The sequence below is a fragment of the Ruegeria sp. YKSF57 genome (assembly GCF_059612585.1).
In genome coordinates this window covers 1-8601 of sequence record NZ_JBXWQW010000089.1, presented here as the reverse complement: position 1 = coordinate 8601, position 8601 = coordinate 1, and the positions used below count along the sequence as shown (strand labels likewise).

Sequence of the window (8601 nt, the reverse complement as noted above, 5' to 3'; positions counted from 1 at the left end):
CGACTGGATCGTCGAAGTGGTCGACGGCCTGGCCGCCAACGGCCCGGACGGCAACGGCGAAGTCGAAGCCAAGGTCCGCGCCGAAGTCGCAGACCTCTGCGCCCGATTCCCCCTGTACCCGAACCTCTGAGACATCAGTCAGTTCGTGAAAAAAAACGGCGCCTCACTGGCGCCGTTTTCCTTTTGGTCACCCGAACTTTTCCGGCCCCTATTGCGCGCATCATGGTTGTACTGAAAGCGCAGGGCCGGGCTCAACGGTCTGGCGCGGTCGTTCAGATCTCGTCCTTGGGATCTTTCAGCGCCTCTTCCAGCAGCTTTTCGTTACGCGCCTCTTCGATCCGGTTCAGCCGGTCCTCGGCAGAGCGGGTGTCGAACCGGTATTTGACCACATTGATCAGGCTCACTGTCAGCAACAGGATGCCCATGCCCCAATACCCCTTTGTTGCAAGCGGCACATCCGTGGACAAGTACAGGGAGATGGCCAGCAAGCCATAGGCGAGGGCGACGCCGGCCCCGTTCAGCATCACGATGAGCGAGTTTTCATTACGGCTATTCATCTTGGTCTCCTATTATTTGTTGGGTTAATTCTTTTTGCCCTGGTCATCTGGATCGGCATCCGTCTGCGATTGCTGTTCCAGACGTCGCAACACACTCGCCGCGGTTGAGCGTGTCCCAGGCCCATAACCGGCATCCTCCATCTGTTCGGCCAGCGACGAATGATCGAGTTCCCCGTCAATGTCGCGCAATATCTCGGCTTGCTCGAACGGGTCATCCTTTTGCATCACACGGTTGATCAGCGCCTCGGCCTCTTCGATCGGGCTGTCCCCGCCCAGATGCCGGTTCAGCCGCTTTTGCAGACCCTGCTCGCGCCGGATCGCCCGCGCCGTTACCGCGCCTTGTTTAAGGTCGATGATGCGACGGTTTGCAGTTTCGACCGTTTGCCGCAGTTGCACGATGCGCGTGTCCAAACGTGTCAGCGTCTGTTGCCGCAGAGTCGTTTCGTTTTCCAGATCAGCGATGGCCTGCGCCGCCGTGCGCGCCATGTCCTCGCGCCCGTCCGCCAGCGCAAGAGCGGCGCGATCAGTCAGGTCTCGCATGCGGGTCTGCAAGCTGTCAGCCTGGCGCTGCTCGCTGCGCTGGCGCTGGATCATGCTGGCCAATGTCAGCTTGGCCGCTTTCAGATTCTGCTCCGCCTCGCGGATTTTCTGGTAAATCAATTCGATGGAATAAGCGTCGCGCAGGCGATCCTCGGCGCGGGCATTAGCGCCATTGAACAAGGTTTTCAAAGTACCAAACATAGGTTCCTCCAAGAAATGAACATCGTTCACAAACTTGACGTACCAATACTTTGAACAATGTTCAATAGTTCTGTGAACGTCGTTCAGGAAACTATTTGTTTCCGATTTGGAAAAGAACTCTCGCAATCATACGCTCGACCTGCTCGCTCGGAACACCCGAGATCCGGTTTTCGAGGCCCAGTATTACGATCCCATGCACCGAGGAAAACAAGGCGCGGGTCATCAGATGCAAGTCCTCTCGCGTATCATTCGGAAACAGCTTCGACACCGGGTCAGCAATATATGCAAAAAGGTCGTTCAAGGCCTGGCGATACCAGTCTGGCACCATACCATCATCGACCATCTTCAGATCGAACAGGGCGCGCCAAAGGTTCGTATTGGCCTCGGCAAACCTAAGATAGGCCGTACTCATGACGATCAGGTGCTGGACCGGTTCTTCGCTACCGTCGAACGATCCGGCAACGGCCTGCCCCAGACGCTGAAAGGTCCGTCCGTTCACCGCAATGATGATCGCGTTGAGATCGTCAAAGACATTGTAGATCGCCCCCAGCGCACAGCCCGCATCTTTGGCAAGATCGCGGGCGCGCAGCTCCGCCACCCCATCGCGAGCAATCCGGGTTTCCGCTGCCACGACAAGTTTTTCACGCAATTCCGCCCTGCGGGCCTGAGATTTCGATACCATGCCGATCCCTTCCATGAACCTCGTTCACAATACGAGACCCGAGAGGAAACGAAAAGATCAGATCACCCCTGCCACCACAGGAACGCGCCGATCAGCGCGGCCAATAAAAGCAGGTTGAACGCCAGGCTGCCGAGAATGCTCAAAAACCGCCCCCAACGGCGGTCGGCCAGATCAATTGCGTGCAGATGCGTCTGCACTTCATGGGCCGCCGCCGTCAGCGACGGGGTGTCCAGCGTCAGGCGCAGCTTTGGATGACTCGCCATCGGCTCGGCCCGCGCCAGAACCATCGCCTGCCCATAGACCCGGCGCGGCAGCCGGTGTCTGGCGCGTTTCAACGAGGCGGCAAGCGTTTTGCCCCGCACGCCAAGCTTGCTGCGCAGCAGTCCGATCGTCTCGGCAATCTGGTCCTGAACTTGTTTGCCGTGGCTCACCTGCGCATCCTCCTGACGGGCAAACATATCCTCGCGCCACGGCAGTCTCAATGGGGCTGGCCGTTTTGAAAAAGCGCCTGTATCACCGTGACATGTTGAACACGATCATTCATGGCACACCTACCGCCCTGCCCCCGCTGGTGATTGCGCACGGCCTTTACGGCTCGGCCCGCAACTGGGGGGTCATCGCCAAACGTCTGTCCGATGAACGACAGGTCATCGCGGTTGACATGCGCAACCATGCCCACAGCCCCTGGTCGGACGTACATGACTATCCCGCGATGGCAGGCGATCTGGCCAAGGTCATCGACCACCTCGGCGGCACGGCGGATGTTGTCGGTCATTCGATGGGCGGCAAGGCAGCGATGACTCTGGCCCTGCAGCACGGCGATCTGGTGCGCAAGCTGGTTGTCGCCGACATCGCGCCCGTGGCCTACGGCCACAGCCAGATGCCCTTTATCGAGGCGATGCGCGGTGTCGACATGTCCACGGTCGAGCGCCGCTCGGATGTCGAGGATCAGCTTGCCGTGCTTGGGGTCGACAAGGCGCTGCAAAGCTTCTTCACCCAGTCGCTGGACCTCAACGAAAAGCGGTGGCGGCTGAACCTTGATGGCCTGGCCGCCGAGATGCCCAAGATAATGGGTTTTCCCGACATCGACGCCACATGGGACGGCCCCACGCTGTTTCTGTCTGGGGCCGCCTCGGACTATGTCAAACCCGAGCATCGCGACCTGATCCGCTCGCTGTTTCCGCGTGCACGCTTTGCCAAAATCCCCGAGGCGGGTCATTGGCTGCATGCGGAACGGCCCCGCGAATTCGAGGCCGCAACCCGGGCTTTCCTGAACGCGTAACCCTGGTTCAGCCCTGATACAGCCGCCGCGCCACCAGCCACGACACCGGCGCGGCCGCGGCAAAACCCACGGCCGCCGCCGACAAAATTGCCCCCAGCGACACCAGTCCTGCGGACAGGACGGCGATTACCGCCGACCCGGCCAAGGCCGTTGAATTCAGGGAATAAAGAAGTGCTGCAAGCCGCATCATAGCCGATTCGTCCTTTGTTGTCCGTTCAGCCACTTCATGCATCTTTTGGAATGTGATCAGCTTTGACCTGGGTCAGCTTGACTACATTCCCGGATCGACCGGCTCGATCACGTCGCCCCCGCCTTGCCGCCAATCGTTCAGCCCGCCCAGGTTATAAACCTCGGCATAGCCCATTTCCTTTAGCAGCTTGCCCGCAAGCGCCGCGCGCCCTCCAGAGGCGCAATGCAGCACGATCACCCGGTCCTTTTGCATTTCAGGGTCATGATACGGCGTCTCAGGATCGGCGCGGAATTCCAGCATACCGCGCGGGATATGGTGCGAACCCGCCGCCCGCCCGGTGCGTTCCAGTTCCGGCGCGTCGCGAATATCCAGCAGCAACGCGCCCTCTTCCATCAGCTGTTTTGCCTTGGCCGCATCAATCCGTTCGATGACCGCATTTGCAGCCTGCATCATGTCCTTGACCGTCAGTGCCATCTGTTTCCTCCCTGAAATCGTTTTTGGCGTGTACATGCGAATTTTCGAAGATGTAGGTGCCGGATGCAATTCGAAAACGTTCGCTTTCAACAGAACCCGGTCTTTCACCTGCATAATTGGCGGAACTCACAATGCATTTGGCGGGAAATCAAAAGGCCGCACCCTCCAGACTCCTATCTTTCTCTTGTCCACTCACGGACCGGTCGGGGCGAGGCAGAAACGCCGATGACCCCCGGCCACCCCGCTCCGGTCTGCCCGGATCAATCGCCTTTCACCAAAGACGCCTTTTCCCGAAACGCGCTTGGCGATTCTCCTGTCCACCGCCGGAACGCGGTGGAAAACGCCGCCTGATCCGCATAGCCGAGCGCAAAGGAAACTTCCGACAGGTTCATGCCGGCCTTGATGAAGGTCTGCGCCAGATCGCATCGCAGGTCATCCACGATGGCGCGGAAATTCGCGCCTTCTTCCTGTAACCGGCGGGTAAAGGTGCGCGGGCTCATGCCCAGATTGGCGGCGGCCTCTTCCGCCGGGATGACCCGTCCGGGCAGCGAGGCGGTGATCAGCCCCTCGACCCGCGCCCTCAGCGGCTGTTTCGGCACCGCCCGCTCCGCCAACAGCCGATTGCCATACTCGACCAGATGGTCGCGCAGGCTGGCGTCATAGGTCGGAATGGGCAGGTCCAGGCTGGAATGCGACAACAGGATCTCGGTCTTTTCCGCCCCGAACACTACAGGGAATCCCCCAACCTTCTGAAAGGTTTGCGCAGCCTTCCCAACCTGATGCTGCAACCGCATCTCGATCGGGAAGAACCCGGATTGCGTGACCGACCGCATCCGCGCGACTGCGGCAAACATCAATGTCTCGGTTCGGCGGTGATAGCGGGTATATCCCGCATCCTTCCAGTCCGCCTCGAACGAGGCGACATTTCCCGAGATCCTCAGGCTGAACGCAATGGCGGGATCGATGATGTCGTGAAAGCGCGACGTATAGTCAATCGCCTCCCGCAGGTTCCGCGAGTATTTGCTGATATAGGCGTTCAGGCCGGACGCATCCCTCAACGCCAGCCCGGCCTTGGCGCCAAAGGTAATATCTTTCATCTGATCGCAGGCGGCCCGGACAAAACCGGCCTCCTTGCGGATGTCACAGACCTCGGCTGGCGGGTCGATATCGGCGGTCGTAAGCCCGCTTTGTTTCATGATACCGGCGATATCTTCCGGCGTTGCACCGGACGTTTTCAAAAACGAGATCAAATGCCGGATACGGGCGATTGGCACGTCCATGAATCTGCCCCCAATGAACCTGAATGAACATCACCAGCATATGGTCAACTGGCCAATTAAACAAAGAACCAATCACGCCGTCGCCCAGGATCACTCCGGCAAACCTGCTCGGTGCAGATCCTCGGTCATCATCGCCAGGTAGTCCGGCGCAAAGCCGCTCCAGCAACGATTGAAGCGGCTGATTGAAAAATCCGGCCTCCAGCTCAACAGCTCCTGGATGACTTCATTTGCCTCCGAAATCCGGTCTTGTCGCGCCAGGACAACACTCATGACGATGGGCCCAACCGGCCCGGCCATTTGACTGTGACACGCCGACCTTGCCAGAACCTCAGCCTCGCTGATCTCTCCGGTAGCGTATCGGCACAACGCCTTGAGGCATCTCTTGACGTCAAGAAACGGCCCCTTTGGACTTAACCGGATTGAGGTCTCAAGAATTGGCATGGCAGCCTCGGCCTGCCCGCCCCAGAAATATGCAACCGCCAGACAGAGATGCGCCACAGTTGAACTCGGATTCAACGAAACGGCCAGTTCGGCCTGATCCACTGCTCTTTGGTGCTTACCCTCGAACGCCAAAACGCGGCTCAGCGCAACCTTCGCCATGCTGCTTCGGTCGTCCAGGGATACGGCGAGGCTCGCCTGTCGGCGGGCTCTGTCCAAAACCTCTTCCGGTTTCTCGGTTTCACAGAATGTGATGCGGCGACAATCGAAAAAAGACAACAACGCATGGGCCTCGCCGAATTGGGGGGCGGTCTCCACCAGACTTCCGAGCAGAGTTTGCGCAGTTTGCGTATGCTCTTCAGAAAACTTGTGAAAATGCCACATCGCGCGTTGAAAACCGTGCCAAAGACCCAGCGAGCCTTCAAAAATACTGGCGCGTTCGCGCTCCACAACCTTCAGCCGTGAATCGACATTCATCGCAATTGCCTGGGCAATCTCCTCCTGCAAATCGAATATATCCTGCACATCCCGGTCAAACCGCTCTGCCCACAGGTGATGGCTGGTTCTGGCGTCGATCAGTTGTACAGAGATTCGCGCCCGCGCCTCGGCTCGCCGCACGCTGCCTTCGACAATGTAGTCGACCCCCAATTCGCGCCCGATCCGCTTTACATCAACTGGCTGCCCCTTGTAGGCAAAGGATGATCCCCGCGAAATCACCATCAACCAATCCACGCTCGACAGGCAGGTCAGCAGTTCCTGGCTGAACCCGTCCGAGAAATACTCCTGTTCGGGATCACCACTCAGGTTGTCAAAGGCCAGCACAGCAACCACCGGCCTGTCCTCCGGCAAAACACGGGTGGGGTCCGAAATCCGGAACCGCCCGTCACTGCTGCTTTTGACCGGCATGCCACCGTCGGCCCCACCTCCTGCCATCTCGGTAATTTCGAACAGCGGCCCGTGTTTGGGCCAATCCAGCCCCGAAAGCACCACATAATCCTTGAGGTTGGCCGCCGCGTACAGAAACGCCATCTTTCGGGATTTGTCCGAAAGCGGTTTGTTGACAAAATTCAGGCCCACCGCGACCCGCGCCAGCATGTATTGCTTTTCCATATAGGACAACCTGCTCGACTGATTGCGGTCCACCCACTCCATCACGTTCCGACGCAGTGTCTCGATCAACTGAATGAGACCCAGATCATCGCCTTTCAGCTTCACCTCGGGCCCGGCATGATCAAACACGCTCAGATGCCCCATCAGCGCACTCCAGCTTTCCGCGTCCGCCCTTTCCCGCGCCAGCAGAAGGTGGCTGAGTTCGAAATAGGCGTGGTCGTAAAACAGGAACTGCTTGTCCTGATAAAGCGCCAGATCGATCAGATAATAGCTCAGGCGCGCAGATCCCGCCCCGCCAAGCAACACGTTGTATCCGTGCAGATCGCCGTGGGTGTTGCCAATAACCGCGCGCAGTTTCTGATCCGCCGCCCCTCCCGACGCACCCGCCGCCAGGTTCAGTGGGTTCGGGTACCAGCGACCATCGAAAATCAGGCTTTGGTCCTCTGCACAAAGCCCGCATTCACTCTGCACAAATTGGAAAATCCGGCCCTGAACCGGGTCCAGCCGATAGTTCAACCACCCTCTGAGGATGTCTCCGACCGATACCAGCCCAGCCGCCAGGTGACAGTCGCGGTTCCAGTCCTCAAGCAATCCGGACGATAGCAGGTTCACCGCCTCTACCTGTTCGTCATGCGCACATTCGGCCCAGGGCTTGGCATATTCCAGCCCCCGCCCGGCAATCGACGACAGGATTGCAATCCGGTCATCGACAGCGCTTGTTTTCAGCAGTTCTGGCAGATGCGCACGGGCAAATTCGGGGGCGACCCTGAACGCGATATCGTGCCGCTCCGCCTCCGACAGTTCGTTCCAGGCCGGTTCGGGCGCGCGGTCGAATTTAAGAATCGCCTGCCCGCTGAAATCGGCGCAATGGACATCGGCGGCATAAACATAAGCCCCGGACTTTCCGCTCAGCTTGTGATGCAGATACATGTCATCGCTGAACCCCCATTGCTCCTGCAGCACCGGGCGAAGGTCCTGATACCCCTCTGGCCAGGGCAACCCGATGTGATCGCCTCCGGGGGTATCCATCTTCGCTGGTTTTCCCGCGTTCTGCACCTTCGCCTCCCCCACGTCGGTCGCGAATAGTTCAGCAATGCACAAAGCTTAGCAGGCAAACCCCGCATCGCACAGCCCGCATTGCTGCAGACGCCTGATTCAGATCGGAATAGAAACGTGGTGCGGGCGGTGGGCATTGAAAATCAATATCCAGAGATTTTATTGAACCTCAAATACTGCGCATCCAACTGATATGCATTGGAATTTTTGGTTTCCGTTGTCTCATTTGATCTCGACGAGTGGCAATGCCTGTTATACCTAGGCGCCGCCCCGGAAAAGAGAAAACCCCCACGGTGTGAACTTGAACGGCAGATGGAAGTGTTCCTCGACGCGCTCGATGCCAAAGCGAAAGACCGCGGTTTCGAGAAACGAAGGCTCCGGCAGCAAACGACCGGCTTGCCGATAGTAGTCCCCGACCTCGAATTCCACCTCATAGAGCCCTGGCTGTACGTCTCGACCCTCGCCGACCGGATGATGCAGCAGCCCGTCGGGGCCACACACACCTGATGCGATTTCCGTTCTCGCAGGTCGCATGTGCCATAGTCGAACCGCCAGTCTGGCAGCGGGTATGCCATCCGCAACATCCACTGCATGAATTGAAATTCCTCCGGCAACCGGATCGGTTGGATGGGACTGATGCGTCACGACACTCTTCTCCTTCTTTGCGGAACTCCAAGCAGTGAGCTACCCCCTGAATTTCGGACACTGACGTAAGCTACGATTTGTTGTCTGCTGATCTTCGACGAAAAGGAGATCAGAGATGTCGAAACGGAAGAACCACTCGCCCGAGT

Annotated in this window: 11 protein-coding genes; 1 reads left to right on the top strand and 10 read right to left on the bottom strand. The window is 58.6% G+C overall.

Features of this window, described 5'->3' with window-relative positions:
• Positions 1-272: 272 nt before the first annotated feature.
• From AC2FLX_RS21540 to AC2FLX_RS21525, 4 genes are all read right to left on the bottom strand, one after another.
• Positions 273-557: a YiaA/YiaB family inner membrane protein gene (locus tag AC2FLX_RS21540; protein WP_496808082.1), complete on the bottom strand. Its 285-nt coding sequence runs from the start codon at positions 555-557 to the stop codon at positions 273-275.
• 24 nt (positions 558-581) lie between these two features.
• A complete protein-coding gene (locus AC2FLX_RS21535; RefSeq protein WP_496808083.1) occupies positions 582-1298 on the bottom strand; it encodes a PspA/IM30 family protein in 717 nt (238 codons plus the stop codon).
• A gap of 91 nt (positions 1299-1389) precedes the next feature.
• Positions 1390-1980, bottom strand: coding sequence for a TetR/AcrR family transcriptional regulator (locus AC2FLX_RS21530; RefSeq protein ID WP_496808084.1), 591 nt, complete (start codon positions 1978-1980; stop codon positions 1390-1392).
• 62 nt (positions 1981-2042) lie between these two features.
• Positions 2043-2462: a hypothetical protein gene (locus tag AC2FLX_RS21525; protein ID WP_480747712.1), complete on the bottom strand. Its 420-nt coding sequence runs from the start codon at positions 2460-2462 to the stop codon at positions 2043-2045.
• Between AC2FLX_RS21525 and AC2FLX_RS21520 the strand changes: the two genes are divergently transcribed.
• The gene (locus AC2FLX_RS21520) at positions 2462-3262 is read left to right on the top strand and encodes an alpha/beta fold hydrolase (protein ID WP_496811435.1); all 801 of its coding nucleotides are present in this window, start codon (positions 2462-2464) and stop codon (positions 3260-3262) included. The two genes, AC2FLX_RS21525 and AC2FLX_RS21520, sit on opposite strands and share 1 nt — an antisense overlap.
• A 7-nt stretch (positions 3263-3269) precedes the next feature.
• On the opposite strand, the gene AC2FLX_RS21515 is transcribed toward AC2FLX_RS21520, so the two are convergent.
• From AC2FLX_RS21515 to AC2FLX_RS21490, 6 genes are all read right to left on the bottom strand, one after another.
• Positions 3270-3452 carry a hypothetical protein gene (locus tag AC2FLX_RS21515; RefSeq protein ID WP_496875545.1) on the bottom strand — a complete coding sequence of 61 codons (183 nt, stop codon included), beginning with the start codon at positions 3450-3452 and terminating at the stop codon, positions 3270-3272.
• Positions 3453-3533: 81 nt separating this feature from the next.
• Positions 3534-3926 (bottom strand): rhodanese-like domain-containing protein, encoded by a 393-nt coding sequence (locus tag AC2FLX_RS21510; protein ID WP_480747715.1) that lies wholly within the window; start codon positions 3924-3926, stop codon positions 3534-3536.
• 260 nt (positions 3927-4186) lie between these two features.
• Entirely contained in the window at positions 4187-5206 is a 1020-nt protein-coding gene (locus tag AC2FLX_RS21505; RefSeq protein WP_496811437.1) for a helix-turn-helix domain-containing protein, read from the bottom strand.
• Positions 5207-5296: 90 nt separating this feature from the next.
• Positions 5297-7783: a hypothetical protein gene (locus tag AC2FLX_RS21500; RefSeq protein ID WP_496811438.1), complete on the bottom strand. Its 2487-nt coding sequence runs from the start codon at positions 7781-7783 to the stop codon at positions 5297-5299.
• A 58-nt stretch (positions 7784-7841) separates the two neighbouring features.
• Positions 7842-7958 carry an MJ0042-type zinc finger domain-containing protein gene (locus AC2FLX_RS21495; RefSeq protein WP_496875546.1) on the bottom strand — a complete coding sequence of 39 codons (117 nt, stop codon included), beginning with the start codon at positions 7956-7958 and terminating at the stop codon, positions 7842-7844.
• Between the two features lie 110 nt (positions 7959-8068).
• On the bottom strand, positions 8069-8455 hold the full coding sequence (locus AC2FLX_RS21490) for a hydroxyisourate hydrolase (RefSeq protein ID WP_496811439.1): 387 nt from the start codon (positions 8453-8455) through the stop codon (positions 8069-8071).
• Between the last annotated feature and the right edge of the window lie 146 nt (positions 8456-8601).

Bases quoted from the DNA above. Each gene is read 5' to 3' on its own strand.
- AC2FLX_RS21540 (WP_496808082.1), bottom strand. From the start codon at position 557: ATGAATAGCCGTAATGAAAACTCGCTCATCGTGATGCTGAACGGGGCC.
- AC2FLX_RS21505 (WP_496811437.1), bottom strand. From the start codon at position 5,206: ATGGACGTGCCAATCGCCCGTATCCGGCATTTGATCTCGTTTTTGAAA.
- AC2FLX_RS21515 (WP_496875545.1), bottom strand. From the start codon at position 3,452: ATGATGCGGCTTGCAGCACTTCTTTATTCCCTGAATTCAACGGCCTTG.
- AC2FLX_RS21510 (WP_480747715.1), bottom strand. From the start codon at position 3,926: ATGGCACTGACGGTCAAGGACATGATGCAGGCTGCAAATGCGGTCATC.
- AC2FLX_RS21520 (WP_496811435.1), top strand. From the start codon at position 2,462: ATGGGGCTGGCCGTTTTGAAAAAGCGCCTGTATCACCGTGACATGTTG.
- AC2FLX_RS21500 (WP_496811438.1), bottom strand. From the start codon at position 7,783: ATGGATACCCCCGGAGGCGATCACATCGGGTTGCCCTGGCCAGAGGGG.
- AC2FLX_RS21535 (WP_496808083.1), bottom strand. From the start codon at position 1,298: ATGTTTGGTACTTTGAAAACCTTGTTCAATGGCGCTAATGCCCGCGCC.
- AC2FLX_RS21530 (WP_496808084.1), bottom strand. From the start codon at position 1,980: ATGGTATCGAAATCTCAGGCCCGCAGGGCGGAATTGCGTGAAAAACTT.